Origin of the sequence: Salinilacihabitans rarus, assembly GCF_024296665.1 — an archaeon.
Lineage (GTDB): Archaea > Halobacteriota > Halobacteria > Halobacteriales > Natrialbaceae > Salinilacihabitans > Salinilacihabitans rarus.
In genome coordinates this window covers 2,648,087-2,671,627 of record NZ_CP100762.1, presented here as the reverse complement: position 1 = coordinate 2,671,627, position 23,541 = coordinate 2,648,087, and the positions used below count along the sequence as shown (strand labels likewise).

Below are 23,541 nucleotides of genomic sequence, written 5' to 3'. Positions count from 1 at the left end.
TTCATGTCTGAGAGAGATGACCCCACTGTTCTGAGCCGACTCGTCCGCCTCGTCCGCGAGGCAGGCGCCCCGAGCGAGGACACGTACGACCGCGACGGCTTCCTGAGCTACCACGCCGAGAGCCACGCCGCCGGCATCGGGATCGGCGTCGGTGCCGCGGCCAGTGCGACCGGCGACCTCCGCTATGTCGGGGCCATCGTCGCGCTCGCATTCGGCGCCAACCGCGGCCCCACGCTCTCGAGCGCGAAGATCGCCGAGGACGTCCGCCAGGAGCCCCACTACGCCCTCGGCGGGCTGGCCCTCGGCTTCCTCCTCGGCGCCGTCGTCTGACCTCGAGAGCTGAGAAATGCCATGTCCGTCAAACCACGCCACGAAGACCCGATGGATCGCGCGAAAATCGAACTCGTCTGTCTGGGGAGAGCACTGATGCCCGACGATGAATCACTCGACCGGACCGTCGCCACGCTGACGCTGTTCGCGGTCTGGGCCGGGATCGTCCTCGGGCCGATGTTCACCCATGCGGACCCGCCGCGCTACGAGATCGTCGTCGGCGTCACCTCGGTCGTCTTCCTCATCCTCGGGCGGATGTGGGGGATCGAGGTCGAGCGCATCCTCGACGGCATCACCATCTCCGCCGGCGGCGACCGGTCGGACGAGGACGACTGATGTGGACCTGCTCCTCCGGCGCCGCCGACAACTGCGTCGGGTCGGACCTCTACGATCCGCCCGTGCGCACGGTGCAGGGTGAGTCGCTCTGTTTCCCCTGCGCCCGCGCCCTCGGTCTCATCACACCACACGGGAGCGAGCGAGACTCCCCCGGCCGGTCTGACCTACCGTACGGCCAGACGGACTGACCATGACCAACGAACTCACCTTAGACGACCTCCCGCAGCCTGTCGAGGAGACGACCGTCCATCCGGATGACCTCCACGTCGACGGCGACAACCCGAACGAACAGAGCGAGGAGATGTTCGGCCTCCTCTGTGACAACCTCCGGGCGAAGGGGTGGCTCGGCAACGCCATCGTCGCCGACGTCGACGGCTGCATCGCAGACGGGGAGCATCGCTGGCGCGCCGCCCAGGAGATCGGCCTCGAGGAAGTTCCGGTCAAGTTCTACGAGATCGACGAACCCGAGCGCCGCCTCTGGCGCCAGGAGCTTAACAAGATCTCCGGTGAGCACGACACGAAGCGGGATGCCCTCGAGTACGACTACTTGCTGAACGAGGGGATGGCCGAGGACGTTCAGGACCTCGTCGACGCGACCGACGAGGACCTCGACGAGCTGCTCGCGGAGATCCGCGTCGACAAGTCGAAGCGGCCGGCCTACGAGTACACCCCGTCGACGGAGGTCCACTTCGAGGACGCCGTCGAGGGGATCGACGACCGCGTCGACGACGACAGCGTTGATCTGGTGCTCACCGACCCACCCTACGGCGTCGACATCGATCTGACTGAGACGCTCGGCGCCTCGGACGTCAAGCACGCCGGCTCGCTCGAGAACGATGGCTACGAGGAGGCGGTCGGCCTCTGGCGGGCGATCGTCCCCGAACTCAAACGGGTGCTCGCCCCGACCGGTCACCTCTACGCCTTCGCGTCCTGGAAGACGTACGACGACTTCCGTGACGTCCTCGAGGACGCCGGCTTCGAGGTCCTCAACTGCATCATCTGGTTGAAATCGACGCCGAACAACCAGACAACGTTCGGAAGCGGCGGCGTCCGCTACGGCTATCAGCACGAGTTCATCCTCTACGCCGTCCACGACACGAGCGACGCCAGGCCGCTCGACCGGACGATGTCGGACATCATCCTGCACAAGCACTCCTCGCAGGACAACGAGCATCCGACGGAGAAGCCGGTCGGCCTCCTGGAGACGCTACTCGAACAGTCGACCGAGCCGGGCGACCTCGTCCTCGACCCGTTCATGGGATCGGGGTCCACCGCAGTTGCCGCCATCCAGAACGAGCGGGACTGCATCGGCTTCGAGATCGACGCGGAGACCTACCGCCCGGTCATCGAGCGCCGCATCGGCGAGGCGAAACGCGCCCGTGAGGCCAGCGTGAACCAGACTCCGGAGGCCTAACATGCCCGACGACACGGACGTCTGCGGCTCGACCGACACCGCGACGGGCGAGCCGTGCCAGCGCCCGGCCGGCTGGGGGACCGACGGCGACGAGGGCCACTGTGCCACCCACGTCGAGGACGGTGAGGAGCCCGGCGGTCGCCCCTCGAAGTTCACCGACGAGCGCGCTCGGGATGCGATCACGGCGGCCCGCCAGTCGAAAAGCGAGGCGGGGTGTGCGCGGGCGGCGGGCGTCAGCCACACCACGCTCCAGAACTGGAAGGAGGTGAATCCGACGTTCATCGACGAGAGCGGCCGGGAACGCGCGTTTTTTGCAGCCTATATGCGCGCACGCGCGGATGGCGAGACGATCCTCGTCCAGGGCGGCCTCCGGGACGGTGACATCGACACGTCGATGGCGAAGTTCCTGCTCGCCACCTCGTTCGACTATACGAAGACGGAGAAGCGTGAGATCACTGGAGAGGCTGGCGGCCCGGTCGAGATCGACGTAACGAACAACATCGTGGGGACGGGTGACGATGGCGACGAGTAGCCTTACCGTCGACTTCGACTGGGCTGACTACCAGTTCGACGTCGTCGAGGAACTCGAAGAGGGTGATAGCGACGTCGTCGTCCTCCGGACAGGCTACGGCGGTGGGAAGTCCTACACCGGCGCGCAGTGGATTCACCTCGGGAGCATGCAGCTGTCGAGCGGCGAGTCGCTCGTCCTGGCGCCGGACTTCCAGAAGGGCGGGCCCGCGACCTACCGGGTGTTCTTCGAGACGCTGCCCGGTGAGAACACCATCCCAAACGATGCCGGCGGCGACCCGGAAAACTCGCCGATCGTCGCGGGCTACAACCAGAACCAGAAGCGGGTGACGTACGTCTCGGGCCACGTCGTCCGCCTCGGGTCGGCCGACAAGTGGAACCGCTACGCCGGCTCCGAGTTCCACCGCATCTGGATGGACGAGCCAAGCCACTACGACAACACGGACCTCTACGACCTCCACGAGATGCTCATCTCTCGACAGCGCACGCAGGCCGGCCCGAACACCTGTCTAATGACGTCCACGGGGAACGGCTTCAACCAGTTCTACGACATCACCGAACGGCAGGTTGACGCCAACGGCGAGCCACTCCCGTGGGCGGACTCGATGGAGGTGTTCGTCCACTCGAGCCTGCAGAATCCGTTCCTGCCAGCGGACGCGAAAGAGAAGCTCCGCCGGCAATTCGAGGGAACCGAGCGTGAGGAGCAAGCGCTCCACGGGGGGTTCGCCGCGGCCGAGGGGCTGGTCTACTCATCGTTCACCCGCGAGCACCACGTCGTCCCGGAGGCCGGCGTCAACGATCTGGTCAACTGGAACGCGCCGGCGATCTACGGCTATGACTCGGGGTGGGACCACCCGCGCGTGTTCATCGAGTGGCGCCAGACTCACTGCGACCAGTGGATCGCGGTCGACTGCTACTACGAATCGGAGAAGCCGTTCGAGCACCTCTGCGATCCACGCAACGAGTCCGGCTGGGTGTACGATCGCAATTGCGACCGCTCGGTCGTCTACTGCGAGCACGAACCCGAGCACATCCTCAAGTTCCGGCAGGCGGGCTTCCGCGCCATGAAAGCCGAGAAGAGCCTCGACGAGGGCATCCCGTTCGTCCGTGGCCTCCTCGAACGCAAGGGCGACCCGCCGCGGCCGGGACTGCTCGTCTCGGATCGCTGCGTCGAACTCATCCAGGAGTTCCAGTCCTACAAAGAGGAGCACGTCGGCAAGTCGGGCGACGTCCCCGATCACGCGCTCGACGCCAGCCGGTACGCGCTGTTCTCGCACACACCGACGACGTCGGACAGCGACTCGAGCGGGGTGAGTTACCTGTAACATGACATATATAACTGACGACACGAAGGTCTCGGTCAACGTCGAAGGTATCGGCGGCCAGAACGCACTCTCGAAGGCCGAGACCAGCACGCAACTCCCCGACCGCCGCGTCCGCTCGCTGAACGTCGGCGTCAAGCCGCCGTACAACCCCGACCGGCTGGCCTCCTTCCTCGAACTGAACGAGACGCTCGCGACGGGCATCCGCAAGAAGGCCCGCTACGAGGTGGGCTACGGCTTCTCGATCGTCCCGCACCGAGACGTCGACCCGGACGAGGCGAGCGAGGACGAGCGCACCACCGTCCGCGAGTTCTGGCGCGGGATCGACTCACGCTGGCAAACCAAGGCCCGGCAGGCGGCCGAGCCGACCACGCCCGAGGAGGTCCTCGAACTCGCCCGGCAGGACTACCACCTCATCGGGTGGGCGGCGATCGAGATCCTCACCAACCTCGAGGGCGAGCCGGTCGGCCTCGCACACGTGCCGGCGAACACGGTCCGCGTGCGCAAGCCCCAGAGCCGGTTCGACCAGCCGCGCCACCCCGAACAGGGGACGTTCATCCCCTCGGAGGACGCCCGCCTCGCCTCGCGGGGCTACGTCCAGATCCGTGACGGTCGAAAGCGGTACTTCGGCGAGGCCGGCGACCGCTATCGCGGGCGCGGCGAGGACGACGACCGCGAGCCGATCTTCGTCGACCGCGAGACTGGCGACGTCGTCGAGGGCAGCGCCGAAGCGCTGCCGAACGCGCCGGCGAACGAACTCATCTTCGTCACGAACCCCAGCCCGCTGGAGGACTACTACGGCGTCCCGGACTGGGTCTCGGCGATCCGAACGATCGCCGGCGACGAGGCGGCGAAGGACTACAACACCGACTTTTTCGATAACGACACGATCCCCCGGCTAGCGATCAAGGTCACGGGCGGCGAACTCTCCGAGGAGTCCAAGAAGGACCTCCGGCAGATGCTCGACGGCCTTCGCGAGGAGTCCCACCGGACGGTGCTCCTCGAGGTCGACAAGTTCGAGACGCAGATCGACGAGGACGTCAAGATCGACCTCGAACCGCTGGGCCAGGGCATCAGCGAGGAGATGGACTTCCGGCTCTTCCGCGAGAAGAACGAACACGAGATCGCGAAGGTCCTGGAGGTGCCGCCGATCCTCATCGGCGTCACCGAAACGAGCAACCGGTCGAACTCCCGCGAGCAGGTCCGCGAGTTCGCGACCGACGTCGTCGCGCCGGAGCAGCACAAGTTCGCCGAGCGCCTCTACCAGATCCTCCACCAGCAGGCGTTCGGCGTCCGCGACTGGACGCTCGAGTTCGACCTCCACGGCGCCGAGCAGCCCAAGGAGGACGCGACGGTTGCCCGCCAGAAGATCAGCGCGGTCCGCGGCGCGATCCCGGTCAACCGCGCCCTCGAGATGATCGGCGAGGACCCGCTCCCCGAGGACCACCCGATCGACGGCGACACGCTCGTCGCCGACATCGGCAGCGGGGCGCCGGCGGGCGAGCAACAGCCCGAGGAGGGCCCGGCCGACGAGCCGCCCGGCGACGTCGAGGAGCAACTCCCGCCGCCGGAGAACAAGCTCGGCGAGCGCGACTGGGCGGAGGTCGAGGCCGTGCTGGCCGTCGAGAACGGCGTCGCGACCAAAGACCCGATCGAGCAGACGCAGTTCGATAGCTCGAACCTCGCGGAGGGCCTGTTCGACTTCGGCGAGAACGAACTCTATCTGTCGTTCCACCGCGAGGGCGGGCAGAACTCACTGTACGTCTACGTCGACGTCCCGGCGGCGGAGTGGTCCGGGCTGGTGAACGCGTCGAGTCACGGCAGCTACCACTACGACTCGATCCGGCTCGAGTTCCCGTATCTCGAGATAACCAATCACCACTCACGGCTGCCGGAGGGGCCGGCGCCGGATCCGGACGACGTCCCGGACGACATCCCGCTGTAACGCGGACCGCCGATGACCCAGGGAGCGCCCCGACTCCCCTGTGCGAGGCTCGACCGGGCACGAAGCGACTTTTCGACCACGATCTCATGACCGAGAAGCACACAGAGCGCGGCGAGAAGCGCGGCGTCCTCTCGACCGGTCGAGCCAAGCAGCTTGACAAAACGAAGGACGCCGTCGCCGACTCCGACCGCGCCGACGCCGACGACGAGGACGATGCGGAGGGCTGACCCATGCCGCCCGTGACGAAAGCCGGCGGCGAGCAGTTCCGCAAGGACGTCGCGTTCGCTGCCACGGAGAAAGACGAGGACGGCGAGTACGAACTCCGGGCCACCGGCATCGTGATGGTGCCTGACAAGGTCGACCTCCAGGCGGACTTCGCCCGCGAGGAGACCATCCGCGGGTTCGCCGACCAGTTCGCCACCTTCTACGAGGCCGGGCAGGCCGGCGGCGGCGTGATGCACGCCGTCTTTCCCGACGGCTGGATGGACCTCGAACGCAACGAGGTCCTCGACGAGGCCGAGGAGATCGGCGACGAGACCGCCGACGCCGGCGCGTGGGTCCAGGAGTGGGGCATCGCCGACCCGGAGCTCGCGGGACTCATCGAGGACGGCATCCTCGAGGGCTACTCGATCGGCGCCATCCAGGTCGACTGGGCCGGCCCGTACGAGGTCGACGACGTCGACGACGTCGAGGTCCCCAACGAACTCGGCGAGGACCCACTCATCTGGGAGCTCACCGACGGGATCATCCGCGAAGTCTCGGCGGTCGACATCCCGGCCGTTCCGGACGCCCAGATTCTCGAGGCGAAGGCACTCGAGAAGCGCCTCTCGGATCACCTCGGAAACCGTGACGCGTTCATCGCCGAGGCCCTCGAGCGTGGCCACTCCGAAGCCGATGCCGAGCGCCTCTGGGACGTCCTGAACGCGGCCGTCGAGACCGAAGGCTCGGACGAGCCGGGCAAGCAGTCGCTGTTCGCGAAGGCCGGCAAGGCGTTCCTGAACGCGCTCACCGGGACCGATGACGACGACACGGCGAAGACGTCCGAGGACCCGGGCCACGGTCGCGATCGCGACCACGGCGCCGCCAAGGAGGGCCGGACGCTGTCGACGGCGAACCAGAACGACCTCAAGGCGTCGATCGACGCGGCGGTCTCGATCCTCAACGACGCCGGCGTCGACCACGGCATCACGCGGTTCACCGACCGTGAGGACGACCCGTTCGACCTCTCGGAGCACACCGCCCGCGAGTTCGCCGACCCGGACGACGAGGAGGGTGACGAGGAGCAGGTATCGCCCATGAACGACGCCCCCGGCGGCGACACGCCGGACGCAGACACGACTGACATGAGCAACGACACCGACGACCCGATGGCCGACGCCCCGGAGTGGGCGAAGGCCCTGAACGACCGCATCGACGACCTCGAGAGCGAGGGCGAGAAGGACGCCGACGCTGACTCGGACGACCCCCTCGCGGACGCCCCCGAGTGGGCGAAGGACCTCGCCGAGCGCGTCGACGAGATCGAGGAGAAGGCCCTCGACGACGCCGGCGCCGAGGCCGAGGAGGACAAGCCCGAGTGGGCGAAGGACCTCGAGGCGCGCATCGACCGGATCAGCCAGCAGAGCGGCGTCTCCACGCAGCTGGAGGCCGGCCGCGACACCGAAGAGAGCGACGAAAGCGGACTGGAGGGTCTGGGGAAGGCCCTCTCCTGACGAGGTGACCACGACATGAGCACGAACACGATCGACGCGGTACGGCAGCAGAACCAGGAGGCGGCGCTCTCCCAGAAGGACGTCGGGCTGGCGGAACTCGACGGCTTCCAGCTGCCGAGCGACGTCACCGAGGAGTTCCTCGAGCGGATGCAGAAGGAGGTGCCGATCCTCGGGATGGCCGACACCATGACGCTCGAGCGCCTCGAGCAGGAGGTGCCGCAGTTCGGCGTCCCGCAGCTCTCGGGCAGCGTCCGCGCCGAGGAGGGCACCCGGACGGCCAACTCCGCGGTGGAGTCGGGCTACGTCAAGTTCAACGCGACGGACAAGTCCTACTACATCCTCGTCGAGCCCAAGCGCGACGCGCTCAAAAACACCCACTACGGGCCCGAGCAGTTCGGCGACTACATCGTCGACCAGTTCGTCCAGCGCTGGGGCAACGACGTCGCGCTGATCGGGATGCGCGCCGGCGCCTCCAGCGGCAACCTGCAGTCGATCGGCGGCGCGGCCGAACTCGACTCGACGTGGGACGGCTGGATCGCCCGCGCCGAGGGCGACACCCAGAGCCAGGACGACGTCGGCGACAGCACCCGGATCGGCCTCGAGGACACCGCCACCGCCGACGCGGACACCATGCCGTCGATCGACAACACCGACGGCAGCGGCAACCCGCAGCCGATCGACACCGACGTCTTCAACACGACGATCCAGACGCTCGACAGCCGCTACCGCGACACCGACAGGACGGTGTTCTTCTGCAACCCGGACCAGGTCCAGCAGTACGCGATGAACCTCACCCAGCGCGAGGACCCGCTGGGGTCGGCGGTCATCTTCGGCGACTCGGACCTGACGCCGTTCGACTACGACATCGTCGGCGTCAACGGCTGGCCGACCGAGTACGCCATGTTCACGGACCCGGACAACCTCGCGTTCGGGCTCTTCGAGCAGATGGAGCTCGACCAGACGACCGACACCGACAAGGTCCACGAGGAGCGCCTGCACTCGCGCAACTGGCTCGAAGGACAGTTCGACTTCCAGATCAAGGAGATGCAGGCGGGCGTCCTCGTCACGGGTCTCGAGGACCCGGTCGCGTAGAGGTGAGCACTGATGCCCACCACTAACGCACGAGTCCGTGCGCACTTCGAGGGCGACTCGCCCTACGTGGCGACCGACAGTCCGGCGAACGGCGCCGACACCGTCGTCGGGGAGACCACCAGAACGCACGTCGTCTCGGCCGACGGGACGAACACGGTCGACCTCTCGAACGCGGCCGCCGAGGGCCACGAGGTTACCGTCGTCCACAACGGCGGGGCGAACACGCCGGCAGTCTCGTTCGCCGACGCGGACTTTGTCGGCACCGGGCCGGCTAACATGACCAGCGCGGGCGCGACGGCGACCGTCCGCAACATCGACGGCACGGCCTCGGGCTGGGTCGTCGTCGCCACCGGGAGCGCCTAATCATGTCGACGGTTACGGTTGAGAAAGTCCAGGGCGGGCAGGTCTACCTCCGCGCGCTCGAGCGCCGACTCGCGATCGGCGACCGCGCCGAGGTCAGCGAGGAGTTCGCCGCCTACCTCGTCGACGAGCGCGGCGACTTCGAACTGGTCAGCGAAGAGGGCGACGACGTCGTCGACGATGACGAGTCCATCGCCGCCCAGATTGAGGTCGGCGAGTGCCCCTGGTGCGACGAGTACGAGGGCGAGAACGTCGGGATGCACGCCTCGCGGTCCCACCCCGAGGCGTGGGACGAGTTCCAAGACGAGGAGGACTGACCGATGCCACCGTTTTACGACAGCACCGTCATCGCCGATTCGAAGACGTTCGCGGCCGGCGAGACGGCGACCGCATCGGTCGCGAAGTACCACACGCCGGCGATCTGCGTCGCGCTCGAGAACCTCGAGGGAAACGCCGACGACACGCTGACGATCGAGATCGTCGGCGCCGCCGGCACCTACGCGGTCGACAGCCGGACGCTCTCGGAGACGGGCAGCTACGTCGTCGACGTCCCGCAGGCCGACACGGTCCAGTTGACGAGCGCGAACGGGTCGACGATCAGCGCCGAAGCACGGAACAACCCGCGGTAACATCCCATGCCCACCGGTTACTGCACGCTGGAGGACGTCCGCCGCGCCCTGCGCAAAGCGCAGTTGCCGGGGGACATCTCGCAGGACCAGACCATCGCCGTCGACGCGATCGCCGCCGAAACGGAGCCGCTCGAAAAGGAGCTCAAACAGCACTGGTACGCGCCGACGGGGGCGTCGATCCTCGACGAGGCGACGGTGATCGACATCCCGACGGCGCCGAAGACGCGCGACGACGAACACGACCTCCCGACCCACGGCGGGCTCGTCCACGGTGCCAGCGAGCGCGATCGCTACCGCCATCGGCAGAACAGCGACGCGCTCCTCGAGGCCGACCCGCGGACCGATCGCCAGCGCCGCGAACTCCGGCGCGATCCCAAACGCGAGATCCGCATCGCCATCGGCGAGTACCTCGACGGCCATCGCGATGACCGGCCGGCCTACACGCGGATCACGCTCGATCGCCGGGACGTCGAGGCGGTCAACGAGTTGCACGTCATCGGCGAGGACGGTTCGTATACCGACTGGGTCGCCTCGAGCGACTACGACGGCGGCGTCGGCACCACGCACCGCGGCGAGGACTACTGGGTTCGGATCAACAACGGCGGCGTCTCCGAGCTCTACCTCGACGTCCACGCGATGGACGACGACCTCGCGTCGCTGTCGAACGCGGTCTACGTCGACCTCGACTACGGGCACGAGGGCATTCCGCGGGCGATCCGCCGCGCCGTCGCCCTGCGTGCCGGCGCCGAACTCGCCGAGGAGGCCGTGATCGAGATCCCGCAGAACGCGACCGTCTACAACATCGAGACCAAGGCCGAGACGATGCGCGAGAAGGCCGACGACCTCCTCGCCGAGTACCGCCGGGAGGACATGTGATGGTGACCCTCGAGTCCGACTTCGAGTCGAAACTCGAACAGGCCCTCCTCGACGACGTCGAGCAGCGGCTTCGCGACGAGATCGGGCCGGCACTCGAACAGGCCGCCCGCGAGAACTGGCAGGCCTACGCCGCCCGGAACGACTACGACATCGACCACGTCTGGGAGGAGGTCGAGGGGCCGTTCGTCGAGCGCGACGGCGACAGCGTTTCGCTCCGGATCGAGTGGCCCGGGCTGTCGGCGCTGTTCGAGTTCGGCGTCTCGCCGCACACGATTGAGGGCAACCCGCTGCTTCACTTCTACTGGGAAGAAGCCGATCAGTGGATCACGACCGACGAGGTCAACTGGGGCAGTGAGACGGGCGGCATCCCGGAGTCGCGGGCGATCCGTAACGCGCTGAACGACCTCCGGCGTGAGGTGGTCCGATGAGCGCCGAAGTCGACTGGGTGCTCGCGACGATCAAGGCGAACTGGGCGGCCGGCGCGTGGGCGGACGTCCCGCTCGAGCGGATCGACCGCGACAACTCGGAACTCCTCGAGGGCGACATCCGCTCGCGCAAGGAGGACCTCCAGCGGTCGAACTACGTCGGTGCCGCACTCGCCGACCGGGCGACGTCGCCGCTGGGCTTCGAGTACGACCACGAAGTCGAGGCGGTCGTCGGTGTCCGCGTCGAGGGACTGCACGCCGACCAGTGGGGGCACGTCGATCCCGACGGGGCGCTGCCCCCGACAGCGGACGACGACGGCGTCCCGTTCGACGCGCTCGTCCGCGAGATCCGGAAGACGCTGCTGCGCGACCGCACGTACCCTCAGACGAACACGCCAGACACCGACCACTACACGGTTCTGGTGACGAACGAGTCGCCGGACTCGGCCGCGTTTCGCGACTACTACCGCTATGACCTCGACGTCATTCTACGCGGAGACGAAAAACTCCCATGACTCGACACTACACGCACGCTGACGGAGGTACAGTATGACCAGCGCAGGGACGACCAGCGTCGCCTGGACTCGCGAAGACAGTTTCCTGACTGCGCCGTCGACGCCGACGTACGTCTACCCAGGACGGAACGTCTCGGTCGAAGACGTCTCGCTGCAGAACGCCCTGCAACGCTCGCGCCTCCCGGACGATAACGAGGCGGTCGAGGCGATCGCGCAGACCCTCGAGGGCGCGCTCTCGGTCCAGTACGACCTCGTCCACCCGTGGGCGCTCACCGACGTCTTCGGGCAGGACGGTGTCGACGACGGGACGGGCGTCCTCGAGTGGGCGATGGGCGCCGGCCAGATGGCGACCTCGAGATGGTACCTCGGCGTCGACATCGCCGGCTCGGTCGCCGAGCGCGAACTCCAGGGCGCCGCGACGACGCAGTTCCAGATCCAGGTCAGCCAAGGTCAGCCTGTCCGGGTGACACAGACGCTCGTCTACGCGGACGAGGCGCTGAACACGGCCCTGACGCCTGGCTCGATCGTCGGTGGCGACGAGTCGCCGTACGTCTTCCACGGCGGCGACCTGCAGGTCGACGCGACGACCCAGAAGAAGATGCAGCAGGGGACGCTCGAGATCGCCAACGGCGCCGGCCTCGACCGCGGCTGGGACCGGACAGCGGTCGACGCGCAGCTCGGTGACGCCGAGTACACGCTGAACGCCTCGAAGATCGCGACCGCGGAGACGCCGACCAACGTCGCCCTCGCGTACGGGTCGACGGGTGCGACGGCGCCGCAGGACAGCATCGACGCCGTCACGGGCTCGCTCGATCTCACCCGTGGCGACGGCGACTCGATCACGTTCCCGCTGACGGGCGTCCGGCCCAACTCGTACGGCTGGGATAACATCCCGCCGTCGGGCGACGAGCGCGTTCAGGAGGCGATCGAGATGTACGTCGACGTCGTCGAAGCCGCGGCCGACGTCTCGATGGCCGATCCGTTCGCCTGACGCCCACCACTTTCCAGACACCACATCATGCCACTCACGACGGAGACCACGACGATCGACGAGGCGATTGAGGCCCTCGAGGAGCAGCGCGAGGCCCTCGCCGACCAGCTCGCCCAGATCCCGCCGGCCGAGCGCACGCCCGACAACGACGAGGTCGTCCAGATTCAGGCCGAAGCCAGCGAGGTCGAACGGCATCTCGGCGGCCTCGAGTGGGCCTGCGAGCAGTACGGCGGCGACGCCGTGTTCGAACTCGCGGGGCTGACGACGTCGGAGATCGCCCACGTCAACGACCGGACGAACGACTTCCGCCAGACGACGATCACGCCGACGCAGTCGGTCGAGGGCGCCGCGAGCGTCTTCTGGATCGCCGAGGGCGTCCGCGAGGCGCCGTTCTTCGACGGCGTCGACGAGGCCGACGACCCGTTCGAACGCAAGGTCGCGGCGATCCGCGGGCTCCCGAAGCAGCTGACCGACTGGCTCGAGGCCGAGATCAACGACCTCAGCACGGTGGGGGAACGGGAGGGAAACTCCTTCGACGCGCTGGTCGCGGCGAAGAGCGAGACCTACCACCCGGACTCGAACTGACGCTCGCGAAGGCCCTTCTCATGGCTCACGGCCACGACCCGCGCGACATCGACGACTACGCCTGGCGTGACGTCGAGGCGTTCCTCATCATGTTCCCGTACATCACCCACCCCACCGGACTCGGAGGCTTCCCATGACCGAGTTTTCGACCGGCGCCAGCCTGAACGTCGAGGTCTCCCCGGCCTCGCTGCGGAGCGCCCGCCAGGAGATCGAGGACGGCCTCGGCGATGTCACCGTCGACGTGGCGGTCAGCGGCGGGAACGACCGGTCGCAGATCGCCGGCCGCGAGCGGGCCATGTCCCGGCAGTTGGACACGACGCGCAACGAGCACCTGCTGTCGATCGGCGACGCCTGGGAGGAGGCCCTCGACCTCAGCCGGGAGCGCAACGACTTGCTCCGACAGCTCGTCGAGACGGCCGAGCTCAGCGCCCGGACCGACGCCGCCGGTAGCGGCATCGGTGGTATGGGGACGACGGGCGCGACCGTCGTTGGTGGTACACTGGCACCTGCAGCGGCCCTCGCAGCCGTCGGCGCCGGTGCCCACGCCACTTTCGGAGAGCAACTCGGGGAGTGGATCCGTGGAACTGGCGCCCCGGGGAGTGACACTGTCGGCGACATCGCTGAGGTCGGGCCGTCGACGGCAGTCGCAACGGGCGCGATCTGGGCTGGATCGCAGGTCGGCGAGGCCGCCGACCGCGTGTCGGGGACGGTCGACGTCGACGAGATCCTTGAGGGGACGGCGGACCTCGCCGACCGCGTCACGGGCAGCGTGAGCGTCGACGACGTCCTCGAAGGGACGGTGGACGTCGTCGACCGCATCACGGGCGGGCTGTCGGCGTCCGACCTCATTGACGACGCCGCCGGTGCCGTCGACCCGTCCGAGCTCATCGGCGAAGCCACCGACATCTCGCAACTCATCGACGGCAAGATCGATCTGGGGAGTCGTGTGTCCGGCATAGCAGACGACATCGCCGAGGCGATCGACGATGCGCTGTCGATCGATCTCACCCAGGACGTCCAGATCGAGCAGGTGAACGACATCACGGCGCCGCTGGACGACATCGAGCGCGAACTGCAGGGGCCGATCAACGACCTCCAGAACGACCTCGACAAACTCCGGCGGAACCTCTCGACCTAACCCGCGATCACCGCGATTATTGCTGTAACAGCCCCGAGGAAACTGGCCACCATGACGAAGACCACAACCTCGCTGGTCGAGAGGCTGGCATCGGCTATGCTCTCGAACCGGCGCCGGGTCGCCGGGATGGATACGAGGCCGGCACCGGTCCAAAACATCCCGGGCGTCGCGGCCCCCGCGAGGAAGAAAAAGCCGAGGCCGTTGGCAAGCGCGAACACGCCGTACACCGTCCCCACGATGGTTTCGGCGGTTGATCCTTGCCCGCCGACGGGATCTGAGTCCGGCCGCGAGGGTTCCGACTGCGACTGTGACATGCCCGACACTGGGCGGGCGGTTCTCAAAACGCTACCGACTATTTACATATGACCTCACCACCACGCATCGAGTTGACAGCCGACTTCGGCTCAGGCCCGGTGACCGGCGTCTTCGAGGCGTTCGTCATCGGCGAGGGAAGTGGCGATGTCGGCGACGACATCCGCACGGGCTTCCTGCTCTCGGGCGCCGGCGACCAGGCGATCGGCTTCCTGCTCGGCCTCCTGGACGCCGGCGAGACCGCCCGCAAGGGCGTCCACTACGACGCCGGGGGCGGCGAGCACGCGATCCCTATCCGCGCGAACGTCACCTCGGGTCCGACGCCCAACGGCGAGGGCGGCGTCCTCCAGTGGGGTGCGAGCGCCGACCCGGATGTCCTCGATCAGACGACCGCCACCGGCGGCACCGCGATCCAGAAGGCACAGATTTTCAACCACTATCTGAGCGTGGCCGGTGGTGGGACGGACTCGCTTGCACCGGCCACCCTCGAGTGGGGCGAGTACTCGACCGACGGCGTCCTCGACCCGCTGGAGGTCGTCCTCGAGGAGCCCTCCTTCGAGCGGCAGGGGCCGGATAGCTACCGCTTTTCGACGACGTGCGTCGAGACAGCGACGCTCGGTAGCTTGCTCGACGGCAGTAAGCAAACTGATGGGTGATCGACCATGGATCAGGACCTCAAACTCTACACGCTGATCGTCACGGCATCGGCACAGACCGACCTCGGGAAGACCCAGCGCCAGCGCCTCGCCGAGGCGGGCGTCCTCGGCGGCGATCAGGCGGCGGTCGAACACCTCGCGACCGAGGCGGGCGACCAGACGGTCCGGGGCTACTACCGCGGGCGGTACGCCGCGAAGATGGCCCAGGAACTCGACGAACTGTCGTCGTCGAGTGGCTTCGAGGCCGTCCCGCTCGCTGGCGTCGACTCGCCGACCGGCCGCGACGGCTACTACGCCGTCGAGAACGCCGACATCGGCCCGCCGAGTGCCTCCACTGAAAACGTCCAGGAGTTCACCCTTTCGCTGTCGAAGAAGGGCCGCCGGGCGTCGCACTTCCGGGCGGTCGAACCGACGCAGCGCCAGCTCGACCACGAGTTCGGCACCGACACCTACGCGTACGTCGCGGCGCCCACCACGGCGAGCAAGGTCCTCTGGTTCGACCCGGAGACGAAGGCACGCGAGCGCCCCTCGCCGGTCGCGACCCGCAGCGCGGAACTCGCGGACGTCGACGTCTACGACCCGGCCAACTCGACGCTCTCGACGAGCGACCCACTGCTCGTCTACCAGATCGACTACGCCGACGAGGAACTGGTCGACTGCCGCGTCTACGATACGCGCGGTTTCGACGCGAAGCACGACGCCGACGGCGGCCTCCAGTGGGCGAAGGTCTTCTCAACCGAGCACGACGTCGACGCCGAGATCGTCCTCGACAACGGTCTCCTCCGGCTGCGCCCGGACGAGACGGCGGGGACGATGGGCGCTGAGACGTGGGACGACACGGCCGGCGCCTGGTCTGATACCGGCCTCGCGGGCAACCAGCCGGCGACGGTCACGCTGCTGGACGTCGACCTCACCCACGTCGGCATGGTCCGCGACGTCGCGCAGTTGCTCTTCGACGTCGACGGCTCGCTGTTCGCGCTGAATGCGACCGTCGCGAAGGGCTACTCCGACGTCCTGTTCGGCATTCCGGAGAACGAGACGGGCCCGATCCCGACCGACCTCGAGACGTGGCTGTCGTCGATCGCGTCACCGTCGATCACGGACCCGAACGCGGCGAAGACGCTGGTTGCGCGCGCGGAGGTGCGGCGGTAGATGCCGACGACGCAGACGGTATCCGAGACGTTCGACACGGCCGGCGAATACACATACGACATCCCAGCTGAAGCCGAGAGCGTCTGGGTCGAACTCGAAGGCGCGGGTGGCGGTAACGGGAATGCGAACGGTGGCGCCGGTGGCTACGCCGAGGGGAACATCCCCGTCTCCGTCGCCGCCGGGGCGACACTGACGATCCGCGTCGGCGGTGGCGGTGACGACGGTGAAGTTAGTGACGGTGGATACAACGGCGGCGGAAATACTGGCGGCTACTACGGATCTGGGACCGGCGGCGGGGCGAGCGACATCCGCATCGGCGGGACGACGCTCGACGACCGGGTCGCCGTCGCCGCCGGCGGCGGTGGGACAGGCGGATCCGACTCCGCGTATGTCGACGACAATCACGGCGGCGATGGTGGCGGCCTTCAGGGCCAAGATGGGTACGACACTGGTGCGGGCGGTGGTGGAACCCAGACAGCCGGCGGTGCCGGTAGCGGCGACGGCGAGGACGGGTCGTTCGGCGTCGGCGGCGATGGTGGCACCGGCACTGTATACGGCGGTGCTGGCGGTGGCGGCTGGTATGGTGGCGGTGGTGCTGACTCTGACGGGTCGGGCGCGGCTTCTGGCGGCGGTGGCGGTGGGTCGTCGTACATCGACGATCTGACGAACGCAACTACGACGACTGGAGGTGGAGCCGCGCCCGAGGGCGATGGCTCGGTGTACGTCGAGTACGACATCACGGTCGAGGCTCCCACCGATCTCGCGGTCACCGGAGAGCGGAATACGGAACTCGACCTCTCGTGGACCGAGGTGGACACCGAGGTCGACGGCTACCGGCTCTACCGTTCGACGACGTCGCCAGTCGATCCCGCGACGGATACGCTCGTCGTCGACCTCGCACAGGGCACCCAATCGTACACGGACACGGGTCTCGACCACGGGACGGACTACTACTATCTGCTCGAAGCGTACCAGAGCGACGGTAGCGGCGGCGAAGTCACCGAGACCTCGAACGAGGCCAACGGGACGACGACGATTCCAGATGTCACCGGCTTCGTTCTCGACGGGTCGGTCCAGGGCGAGCTCCTCGCCCAGGAGTTCGACGCCGGGCTCAACACCGGGCAGTACCGCATCCGCTGGAAGCGGTCGGTCAACAGCACGTACGACCCAGCGGACGAGGCGACAGTCCCGTTCGACGCCGATCCACTCGAGTACAACATCATGGGTGTCCTTGACGGCGAGCAGTACGACGTCGGCATCCGGACCGAGACTACCGACGTCACCGGCACGTGGCATCAGGCGAACGAGATCACGAAACTCCACGCGGCGTCGAGCCTCACCGCGACGTCGGTCGGCAAGCACTCGGTGGGCCTCGGCTGGACGGTCGAGTCGGACTTCGACGGCTCACAGCAACTCTGGCGCCGGCGCGAAGACGGCAAGCGCGATCGCGTCTACGACGATCCCGACGATGGTGAACTCCTCGCGACCCTCGATACGGTGACCGAGAGCTACACCGACGACTCCGCCGGCCTCTACCCCGAGCGCGAGTACACCTACACGGTCCGGGAGCAGACGCAGTACGTCTACGCGGACGCGACCCTCACCACTGAGACCGAGAGCGCGGGCCTCGCGCAGTCGGCGGCGCCACCGCGGGGGTGGCACGTCGAACTCGATCATCCGTCGGGCCAGACGCTCACCCCGCAGATCCTCGACGGCGCCCGCCTCGAACCCAGAGTGAACGACCTCCCGCGGGCGCGCATCCCGATCCCGCGCGACGACGCCTACGCGCTCCAGTCGTACGAGGGCGCGCCGATGCGGGTCTACCGCGACGGCGCGCGCCAGCCGATCGACGAACTCCGCGATGTCGTGATCGAACCCGGGCGAGCCGCACTCGTCGGCGTCGGCGGCACACAGTTGGAGCGCCGGATCCAGCGCGATGTCGACCAGGAGGCTGCCCACACCCTCGCCAGCGATCTCATCGCGACGGAGACGTCATACGCGGCGGTTGTCGACGCGCCCGACGTTGACGAGGTCCTCGACGAGCCACTCCAGACGGCGTCGACGGGCACGGAGTTTGAGGAGTTCTTCTCGCCCAAAGCGACGGAGCCGGTCGTCTTCCGCGACGGCGGCCTCGAGCCTGCGCGAACCAGTTTCCTCAAAGACATCGAGTACTACATCGTCGGCGGCGCAAGTGCTCTCTCGGATCCGATCTACTCGATGGGGGAGTGCTACACGTTCGACACCAGCGGGGACGGCCTCGAATCGACGTCCTTCTCTGTCGAGTACACGATCCCGGCCGACGCGGTCGGGATCTCCGCTCGCGTCGGTTGCGACACCGGGAGCCCGGCGTACTTCCGGGTCCACGTCGTCGACGACTCCTCAGGCACGTCGCTGGGCAAGGCTACGTTCGCCGACATCGGGTACGGGAGTAGCCCCGGCTGGTTCGGCGACTCGACGGATTTGACCTCGTCGGGGTTTACCCCGTGGGATGGCGGCGACATCCCGCCGGGCGAGTACCGCATCGAGGTCGACTGCTACTGGGACGGCGATCTGGTCTACTTCGACGCCGCCTCGCTCCACGATATGCGATACTACGACAGCACTGACTTCGACGAGAACGGGGAACTGACCGATGGTAAGGCGCTCGACAGGCCAGCGGACTACAAGCCGGTGACGGTCGAGTCGGACGATGCCCAGACGGTCTACTCGGTCACGACGGGGTATCTCGACACGACGTGGGACGATACCTCGGGCGCGCAGGCGATCGCACTCTCGAACGACAACGGCCGGTCGTGGACCGAAGTCGAGAACGCGACGTCACTGACGACGTCGTTCGACGTCCTCGGCGCGGACCTCCGGGCACGGCTCTCGTTCGACGGCTACGAACCGGACGGCGTCCGGAGTCAGTCACCCCGGTATGGCTATGCGCCCCAGCGCGTCGAGAGCTACGAGTTGTCGTTCGACGGCGACGACACCCCGCTGGTCGTCAACGCGAGCTGGGATACCGACCTGCTGGACGTCCTGGTCGAGATTGCCGAGCAGTCCGACTCGCTGTTCGAGGTGCGGTATAGCGACGCCAACGGCGGGATCGAGATCCACTGGGCGCAGGCCGGCCAGCGCGCGAGCGCCGAGGCGCTCTCGCTCGCGAACTACTCGGTGACGAAGCGCGGTGACCGGACGCTGCGGGCGACCGTCCTCGGCGGGGGCCGCTCGGAGACCGAGACGATTTCCGCCGACCTGGGGACGCCGATTTCCCTCGCGCACACGAACCTCATCCCGGGGACCGAGACCGTCCGGGATGCAGACACCGGCGAGAGATTCGAATATCTCCAGGACTACACGCTCCAGAACACCACCGGGACGATCGAACTCCTCGCCGACGGGAGTATCACTGACGGCCAGCCCCTCGAAGTCTCGTACAATTACAAGGTCTCCGGCACCTACGAGGCCGACGCCTACGATGGCGACCCGCGCTACGATCGGACGGCAACGATCTCAGGCATCACGACCGAACGCGGCTGTGAACTCGCCGCGAAGCTCATCGTCGACACGACGTCGGAGCCCCGCTGGGAGGCAGACGTCGAAATCCCGGCGAGCGCGGCCCTCGATGGCCTGCTGGAGGCACTCGATCTCGAGGCGGTGCCGGGCGAGGCGATGAGCGTCTACGACCTGACGGTCTCACCCGAACGCCTCTCGCTGCGGCTGGGCTCGCGCGAGCGCGTCCGGGAGACGATCGAGCAGATTCGCTCGACGGTCGAGACGGCCAGCGAACGGGTCTAAGTTTTTCAGTCGGTTCGACAGGGAATCGATTTGTCTAACCCTACTCTGGCACTCTCAGTGTTTTCGAAGCGCCATCTCCTCGTTGATCGTTACAGGACTGCAGGCAAACTCCTCGGCAGTCCTGAAGTACTCGAGAAGATATCGCACGTTGCCTGCCACAGCACGATGGGCCCGCAGGTCAGATTCGGTGAGGGGATCGTCGAGTTCTGCGTACAGGTCAGCCAGTGACAGCTCATCTACGCGGGCGCTCTTCCCTTCGTTCACTGTGTATCGTCGATCAGGGTGCTGTTCGAACCGGGTGCGGTCGATGATCCATCGGGTGCCGTTCGACCGCTCTTCGAGGACAACCCGCTCATATTTCGTTAGCGTACGCTCGCCGAGTTCGTGGAGAATCCAGTCATAGACCTCCCGTGGGACACTCGTCTGGAGGGTGTCTTTTTTCGAAAAATCAAGCCGTTCGAGTGCCTCGCGATGTTCCTCAACGAACAGTTTCGCAGCGGCGCGTTCATCCCCTTCGAGGTAGTAGACGTCTGCTGTCCGACCCGGCGTATTCGATTGACTCAGCCCTTTCGTCCCGGTAATAGAGATCTGACGGACCTGCTGGCGCTCTTCTGGATTGAGATTGCTCAGGTTGATACCAGTTTGTGGCGACTCCTGAAGCGCGTCGTAGAGTTTTGTCACACGCTGTGGGTCTGTGTACCCGGGTGCGTGAACGTATCGCTTCGACTCGCGGGCCGACCGACGGCTGTCGGACGAGTGCCGCGGCTACGGGGCGTGGCGTCCGATAAAATGGAAGTGGCGCAAGGGCCGGCGAATGCCGGTGGTTCAGCTACTGATGCTTACTCCTGCTTGCGCAGGGCGAGCATCGCAGCGGCGAGCAGGGCGACGAGCGCGACCGCGACGCCGAAGCCGGGCTGGCCGTCGGAGTCGCCGTCGTCGGAGTCAGAGTCGGAGTCGGTCTCCGAGTCCGAGTCCGAGTCCGAGTCCGAGTCCGAGTCCGAGTCAGAGTCGGAGTCGGAGTCAGAGTCGTCGTCCGTGCCGCTGTCCTCGACGGTGAGCGTACCGGACGCTTCCTCGTCACCAGCCGTCACGGACCACTCGATGTCGCCCGCTTCGGAGGTGTCGATGTCGTAGCTCTGCTCCCAGGCCTGTTCGGTCTCCAGGAACTTCGTGTCGGAGTCGACTTCCTCACCGTTGATCGTCACGGTGTAGTCGAACTCCTCGGTCTTCTCGTCCGGGCTGGGGTTCTCGAGCGTGATGTCGAGCGAGGCGTCACCGTCGACTGCGACCGAGCTCGGCGCGTCAGCGCTGAGCTGGACCTCAGCCGGGATGGGGTCCTCGGCGTCCCAGACCACGCCACCGTCGTCATACGGGAAGTTGGTGCCGCGGAGAGTGACGCGGACAGTCTGGACTTCCTCACCGGCTTCGCGGTCGCTGAGGTCGAACGTGCCGACGGCCAGACCGTCCTCGTTGACGGTCGTGTCCTGCATCACGACATCGGTCTCGAAGCGGAGGTAGAAGCTCCCTTCGGTACCGGGCGCGAGGTTCGTCTCAGCGGTAACCTGCGACTCCGCACTGTTTCCGATGCGGAGGCTTTCGTTCTCGTCGAAGCTCCCCTTGAACTCGACGCTGACGTCTTCGTACGTGAAGTCAGTCTGCGCGACTTCGCCCGTCTCTGCGTCGGACGGGACGTAGTCGTTGTCCGGGGTCACGTTGAACGAAGCGTTCCACGTCTGGTCGTAGTTGATGTCGGCTTCGTCGCTACTCTGCTGGAACGCCGTGTCGGTCGTGTCGATGACCACGTAGAACGTTTCGTTCTCCGCGTCGGTCAGGACTTCGTAGCTGTCCGAGCTGAGGTGGTCAAGCGCGTACGTGCTGTCACCGCCGTAGCGCGGCGGGTTCGTGTTCTCGAACTCGAACGCGAGGCCGTGCTCACTGCCGTCCCACTTGCTGACGTCCGAGATGTAGCCGTAGACGCCCGAGGCTTCGACTTCCGTGATCAGGAGGTCGCCGCGAGCGACGGTGTTCTTCTGGGTGGAGACCTCTTCGATGTCCGACACCGAGAGGTCGTTCAGCTTGAGGCTACCCTGCGGGGCGACGTACTGCTGGGCGTCGCCGGTCGAGCGCTCGTTAAGCACCAGGAACGACACGTCCGTCACGGACGCGCCGGCGTCGGCTTCGAGCTCGTAGTCGCCGGGCAGGAGGCGGTTCTCGTCGTAGGTGTCAGCCTCCAAACCATCACCGATGGTTTCGCCGTCAAGCTTCTGCGTGATCGTAACTTCGTCGGTGATGTCGTTGTCTTCACCAGCGATGACGGTGAAGGCCGACTGATCGCTACTAAGGTCGCCGCGAGCGGCGTAGTAGGTGTTGAACTCGACGGTCACGTTGTCCGCGTCCATCCCTTCCGGGAGGTTGAGCGTGGCCGTGTAGAAGTCGTCCTGGTCGGAGATGTAAATCGTGCCGGTTTCGGTCGCACTGAGTTCGACATCGAACTCGGCGACGTCACCGACGGTCCCCGTGTAGGAGTTCGCGCCGAAGTCGACGCTTGCATCGGAGTCGGTCACCGAAACCTCGGCGGTGTCGGTGGCCGTCGTGTCGACAACATCGACCGTGAAGTTGTACTCGCCGACATCCTCGTTGCTGAGGTCAGCGAAGATGGAAGCCTTGTTGTCTTCGAGAGTGATCTCGTTGAGCGTGACGACGCCGTCACCGGTGTCCGAGACGTTCTCGGCACCGAAGATGCCCTCGAGGGTGCTCGCGCTGACCGTCGCGTTGTCCTCGCCGTATTCGGCGCTGACGTTGGCGACAAAGCCACTGCGCGGGGCGTCAGGGGTGACGTCCTCGATGATGAGGCTCGTCGATCCCTGATTGACCGACACCGGGTCGAACGAGGCGTCGATCTGGTGCTCGTTCACCCAGAACGAGTCACCCACAGTGTTCCCTTCGCTGTCTTCGATGTGATAGCGACCCGGATCGAGATCGCTGGTGTCGAAGACGGCCGTTTCATCGCTGACACGGAGGTTCTTGACGACATCTCCGTTGCTGTCCACCAGGTCAGCAGTGGACGGGAGACTTGTTGCCTGTACTTGCTGTCCAATGTATACGTCGCCATCGGACACCTGCGCATCGTAGTGTGAGTCTGCCGCCGCCGCGCCCGCGAAGCTCACGGACATGGCGAAGACAGACAGTACCATAAGCGCGGCAAGGGCAACTGCGCGGCCCTTTTCGCGATATGATGTGTTTCCTGTCATTATTATCGTTGTGTTTGTTTTCTCTGGAGCGTCGCCCGGCAACCACACGGTATGTCACCGAAGCGGACATCCAGGGTGGGTAGGGGTAACTGTTTCTTTACACAAGTCCGTAATAAGCTTTCTGTATTATTCGCTCGAAATCTCATAGAATGCAAAAGAGAATTACCCAGACGGCGTACCTCCGCGTACGCACGC

25 protein-coding genes are annotated in these 23,541 nt (G+C 66.6%); 22 read left to right on the top strand and 3 right to left on the bottom strand.

Annotated elements, in window-relative coordinates:
- Positions 1–3 precede the first annotated feature (3 nt).
- From NKG98_RS13955 to NKG98_RS13865, 19 genes are all read left to right on the top strand, one after another.
- Positions 4–330, top strand: coding sequence for a hypothetical protein (locus NKG98_RS13955; protein ID WP_254766520.1), 327 nt, complete (start codon positions 4–6; stop codon positions 328–330).
- A gap of 51 nt (positions 331–381) precedes the next feature.
- Complete coding sequence (locus tag NKG98_RS13950; RefSeq protein WP_254766519.1) at positions 382–666, top strand: hypothetical protein; 285 nt, start codon at positions 382–384, stop codon at positions 664–666.
- Positions 666–854, top strand: a complete 189-nt coding sequence (locus NKG98_RS13945) for a hypothetical protein (RefSeq protein WP_254766518.1) — start codon at positions 666–668, stop codon at positions 852–854. Before NKG98_RS13950 ends, NKG98_RS13945 begins: the two co-directional genes overlap by 1 nt.
- Before the next feature lie 2 nt (positions 855–856).
- A complete protein-coding gene (locus tag NKG98_RS13940) occupies positions 857–2,080 on the top strand; it encodes a DNA methyltransferase (RefSeq protein ID WP_254766517.1) in 1,224 nt (407 codons plus the stop codon).
- A 1-nt stretch (position 2,081) separates the two neighbouring features.
- Positions 2,082–2,612 carry a helix-turn-helix domain-containing protein gene (locus NKG98_RS13935; RefSeq protein ID WP_254766516.1) on the top strand — a complete coding sequence of 177 codons (531 nt, stop codon included), beginning with the start codon at positions 2,082–2,084 and terminating at the stop codon, positions 2,610–2,612.
- A complete protein-coding gene (locus NKG98_RS13930; RefSeq protein WP_254766515.1) occupies positions 2,599–3,933 on the top strand; it encodes a terminase large subunit domain-containing protein in 1,335 nt (444 codons plus the stop codon). Before NKG98_RS13935 ends, NKG98_RS13930 begins: the two co-directional genes overlap by 14 nt.
- A 1-nt stretch (position 3,934) precedes the next feature.
- Positions 3,935–5,875 carry a phage portal protein gene (locus tag NKG98_RS13925; RefSeq protein ID WP_254766514.1) on the top strand — a complete coding sequence of 647 codons (1,941 nt, stop codon included), beginning with the start codon at positions 3,935–3,937 and terminating at the stop codon, positions 5,873–5,875.
- 86 nt (positions 5,876–5,961) lie between these two features.
- Positions 5,962–6,102: a hypothetical protein gene (locus tag NKG98_RS13920; RefSeq protein ID WP_254766513.1), complete on the top strand. Its 141-nt coding sequence runs from the start codon at positions 5,962–5,964 to the stop codon at positions 6,100–6,102.
- A 3-nt stretch (positions 6,103–6,105) separates the two neighbouring features.
- Positions 6,106–7,584, top strand: a complete 1,479-nt coding sequence (locus NKG98_RS13915; RefSeq protein ID WP_254766512.1) for an XkdF-like putative serine protease domain-containing protein — start codon at positions 6,106–6,108, stop codon at positions 7,582–7,584.
- Positions 7,585–7,599: 15 nt separating this feature from the next.
- The gene (locus NKG98_RS13910; RefSeq protein WP_254766511.1) at positions 7,600–8,676 is read left to right on the top strand and encodes a hypothetical protein; all 1,077 of its coding nucleotides are present in this window, start codon (positions 7,600–7,602) and stop codon (positions 8,674–8,676) included.
- 12 nt (positions 8,677–8,688) lie between these two features.
- The gene (locus NKG98_RS13905; RefSeq protein WP_254766510.1) at positions 8,689–9,039 is read left to right on the top strand and encodes a hypothetical protein; all 351 of its coding nucleotides are present in this window, start codon (positions 8,689–8,691) and stop codon (positions 9,037–9,039) included.
- A 2-nt stretch (positions 9,040–9,041) separates the two neighbouring features.
- A complete protein-coding gene (locus tag NKG98_RS13900) occupies positions 9,042–9,353 on the top strand; it encodes a hypothetical protein (RefSeq protein WP_254766509.1) in 312 nt (103 codons plus the stop codon).
- A 3-nt stretch (positions 9,354–9,356) separates the two neighbouring features.
- Positions 9,357–9,665 (top strand): hypothetical protein, encoded by a 309-nt coding sequence (locus NKG98_RS13895; RefSeq protein WP_254766508.1) that lies wholly within the window; start codon positions 9,357–9,359, stop codon positions 9,663–9,665.
- A 6-nt stretch (positions 9,666–9,671) separates the two neighbouring features.
- On the top strand, positions 9,672–10,541 hold the full coding sequence (locus tag NKG98_RS13890; RefSeq protein WP_254766507.1) for a hypothetical protein: 870 nt from the start codon (positions 9,672–9,674) through the stop codon (positions 10,539–10,541).
- A complete protein-coding gene (locus tag NKG98_RS13885) occupies positions 10,541–10,969 on the top strand; it encodes a hypothetical protein (RefSeq protein ID WP_254766506.1) in 429 nt (142 codons plus the stop codon). The genes NKG98_RS13890 and NKG98_RS13885 overlap by 1 nt, the downstream gene beginning before the upstream one ends.
- Positions 10,966–11,481, top strand: a complete 516-nt coding sequence (locus NKG98_RS13880; RefSeq protein WP_254766505.1) for a hypothetical protein — start codon at positions 10,966–10,968, stop codon at positions 11,479–11,481. The genes NKG98_RS13885 and NKG98_RS13880 overlap by 4 nt, the downstream gene beginning before the upstream one ends.
- A gap of 34 nt (positions 11,482–11,515) precedes the next feature.
- The gene (locus NKG98_RS13875) at positions 11,516–12,472 is read left to right on the top strand and encodes a phage tail tube protein (RefSeq protein ID WP_254766504.1); all 957 of its coding nucleotides are present in this window, start codon (positions 11,516–11,518) and stop codon (positions 12,470–12,472) included.
- A gap of 27 nt (positions 12,473–12,499) precedes the next feature.
- Positions 12,500–13,057, top strand: a complete 558-nt coding sequence (locus NKG98_RS13870) for a hypothetical protein (RefSeq protein ID WP_254766503.1) — start codon at positions 12,500–12,502, stop codon at positions 13,055–13,057.
- 133 nt (positions 13,058–13,190) lie between these two features.
- On the top strand, positions 13,191–14,195 hold the full coding sequence (locus NKG98_RS13865; protein WP_254766502.1) for a hypothetical protein: 1,005 nt from the start codon (positions 13,191–13,193) through the stop codon (positions 14,193–14,195).
- Here the strand turns inward: NKG98_RS13865 and NKG98_RS13860 are convergent.
- Complete coding sequence (locus NKG98_RS13860) at positions 14,192–14,509, bottom strand: hypothetical protein (protein ID WP_254766501.1); 318 nt, start codon at positions 14,507–14,509, stop codon at positions 14,192–14,194. The genes NKG98_RS13865 and NKG98_RS13860 overlap by 4 nt on opposite strands.
- Before the next feature lie 48 nt (positions 14,510–14,557).
- On the opposite strand from NKG98_RS13860, the gene NKG98_RS13855 reads away from it, so the two are divergent.
- The 3 genes from NKG98_RS13855 to NKG98_RS13845 are packed head-to-tail and all read left to right on the top strand — an operon-like array spanning position 14,558 to position 20,095.
- On the top strand, positions 14,558–15,163 hold the full coding sequence (locus NKG98_RS13855; protein ID WP_254766500.1) for a hypothetical protein: 606 nt from the start codon (positions 14,558–14,560) through the stop codon (positions 15,161–15,163).
- A gap of 6 nt (positions 15,164–15,169) precedes the next feature.
- Positions 15,170–16,315, top strand: a complete 1,146-nt coding sequence (locus NKG98_RS13850) for a hypothetical protein (protein ID WP_254766499.1) — start codon at positions 15,170–15,172, stop codon at positions 16,313–16,315.
- Positions 16,316–20,095 carry a glycine-rich protein gene (locus NKG98_RS13845; protein WP_254766498.1) on the top strand — a complete coding sequence of 1,260 codons (3,780 nt, stop codon included), beginning with the start codon at positions 16,316–16,318 and terminating at the stop codon, positions 20,093–20,095.
- A gap of 54 nt (positions 20,096–20,149) precedes the next feature.
- On the opposite strand, the gene NKG98_RS13840 is transcribed toward NKG98_RS13845, so the two are convergent.
- Positions 20,150–20,776 carry a hypothetical protein gene (locus NKG98_RS13840; protein WP_254766497.1) on the bottom strand — a complete coding sequence of 209 codons (627 nt, stop codon included), beginning with the start codon at positions 20,774–20,776 and terminating at the stop codon, positions 20,150–20,152.
- Between the two features lie 158 nt (positions 20,777–20,934).
- Entirely contained in the window at positions 20,935–23,346 is a 2,412-nt protein-coding gene (locus NKG98_RS13835; protein ID WP_256558420.1) for a BGTF surface domain-containing protein, read from the bottom strand.
- Between the last annotated feature and the right edge of the window lie 195 nt (positions 23,347–23,541).

Bases quoted from the DNA above. Each gene is read 5' to 3' on its own strand.
- NKG98_RS13855 (WP_254766500.1), top strand. From the start codon at position 14,558: ATGACCTCACCACCACGCATCGAGTTGACAGCCGACTTCGGCTCAGGC.
- NKG98_RS13895 (WP_254766508.1), top strand. From the start codon at position 9,357: ATGCCACCGTTTTACGACAGCACCGTCATCGCCGATTCGAAGACGTTC.
- NKG98_RS13890 (WP_254766507.1), top strand. From the start codon at position 9,672: ATGCCCACCGGTTACTGCACGCTGGAGGACGTCCGCCGCGCCCTGCGC.
- NKG98_RS13835 (WP_256558420.1), bottom strand. From the start codon at position 23,346: ATGACAGGAAACACATCATATCGCGAAAAGGGCCGCGCAGTTGCCCTT.
- NKG98_RS13880 (WP_254766505.1), top strand. From the start codon at position 10,966: ATGAGCGCCGAAGTCGACTGGGTGCTCGCGACGATCAAGGCGAACTGG.
- NKG98_RS13925 (WP_254766514.1), top strand. From the start codon at position 3,935: ATGACATATATAACTGACGACACGAAGGTCTCGGTCAACGTCGAAGGT.
- NKG98_RS13915 (WP_254766512.1), top strand. From the start codon at position 6,106: ATGCCGCCCGTGACGAAAGCCGGCGGCGAGCAGTTCCGCAAGGACGTC.
- NKG98_RS13920 (WP_254766513.1), top strand. From the start codon at position 5,962: ATGACCGAGAAGCACACAGAGCGCGGCGAGAAGCGCGGCGTCCTCTCG.
- NKG98_RS13845 (WP_254766498.1), top strand. From the start codon at position 16,316: ATGCCGACGACGCAGACGGTATCCGAGACGTTCGACACGGCCGGCGAA.
- NKG98_RS13865 (WP_254766502.1), top strand. From the start codon at position 13,191: ATGACCGAGTTTTCGACCGGCGCCAGCCTGAACGTCGAGGTCTCCCCG.
- NKG98_RS13930 (WP_254766515.1), top strand. From the start codon at position 2,599: ATGGCGACGAGTAGCCTTACCGTCGACTTCGACTGGGCTGACTACCAG.
- NKG98_RS13875 (WP_254766504.1), top strand. From the start codon at position 11,516: ATGACCAGCGCAGGGACGACCAGCGTCGCCTGGACTCGCGAAGACAGT.
- NKG98_RS13910 (WP_254766511.1), top strand. From the start codon at position 7,600: ATGAGCACGAACACGATCGACGCGGTACGGCAGCAGAACCAGGAGGCG.
- NKG98_RS13905 (WP_254766510.1), top strand. From the start codon at position 8,689: ATGCCCACCACTAACGCACGAGTCCGTGCGCACTTCGAGGGCGACTCG.
- NKG98_RS13950 (WP_254766519.1), top strand. From the start codon at position 382: ATGGATCGCGCGAAAATCGAACTCGTCTGTCTGGGGAGAGCACTGATG.
- NKG98_RS13850 (WP_254766499.1), top strand. From the start codon at position 15,170: ATGGATCAGGACCTCAAACTCTACACGCTGATCGTCACGGCATCGGCA.
- NKG98_RS13955 (WP_254766520.1), top strand. From the start codon at position 4: ATGTCTGAGAGAGATGACCCCACTGTTCTGAGCCGACTCGTCCGCCTC.
- NKG98_RS13885 (WP_254766506.1), top strand. From the start codon at position 10,541: ATGGTGACCCTCGAGTCCGACTTCGAGTCGAAACTCGAACAGGCCCTC.
- NKG98_RS13945 (WP_254766518.1), top strand. From the start codon at position 666: ATGTGGACCTGCTCCTCCGGCGCCGCCGACAACTGCGTCGGGTCGGAC.
- NKG98_RS13935 (WP_254766516.1), top strand. From the start codon at position 2,082: ATGCCCGACGACACGGACGTCTGCGGCTCGACCGACACCGCGACGGGC.
- NKG98_RS13900 (WP_254766509.1), top strand. From the start codon at position 9,042: ATGTCGACGGTTACGGTTGAGAAAGTCCAGGGCGGGCAGGTCTACCTC.
- NKG98_RS13860 (WP_254766501.1), bottom strand. From the start codon at position 14,509: ATGTCACAGTCGCAGTCGGAACCCTCGCGGCCGGACTCAGATCCCGTC.
- NKG98_RS13870 (WP_254766503.1), top strand. From the start codon at position 12,500: ATGCCACTCACGACGGAGACCACGACGATCGACGAGGCGATTGAGGCC.
- NKG98_RS13940 (WP_254766517.1), top strand. From the start codon at position 857: ATGACCAACGAACTCACCTTAGACGACCTCCCGCAGCCTGTCGAGGAG.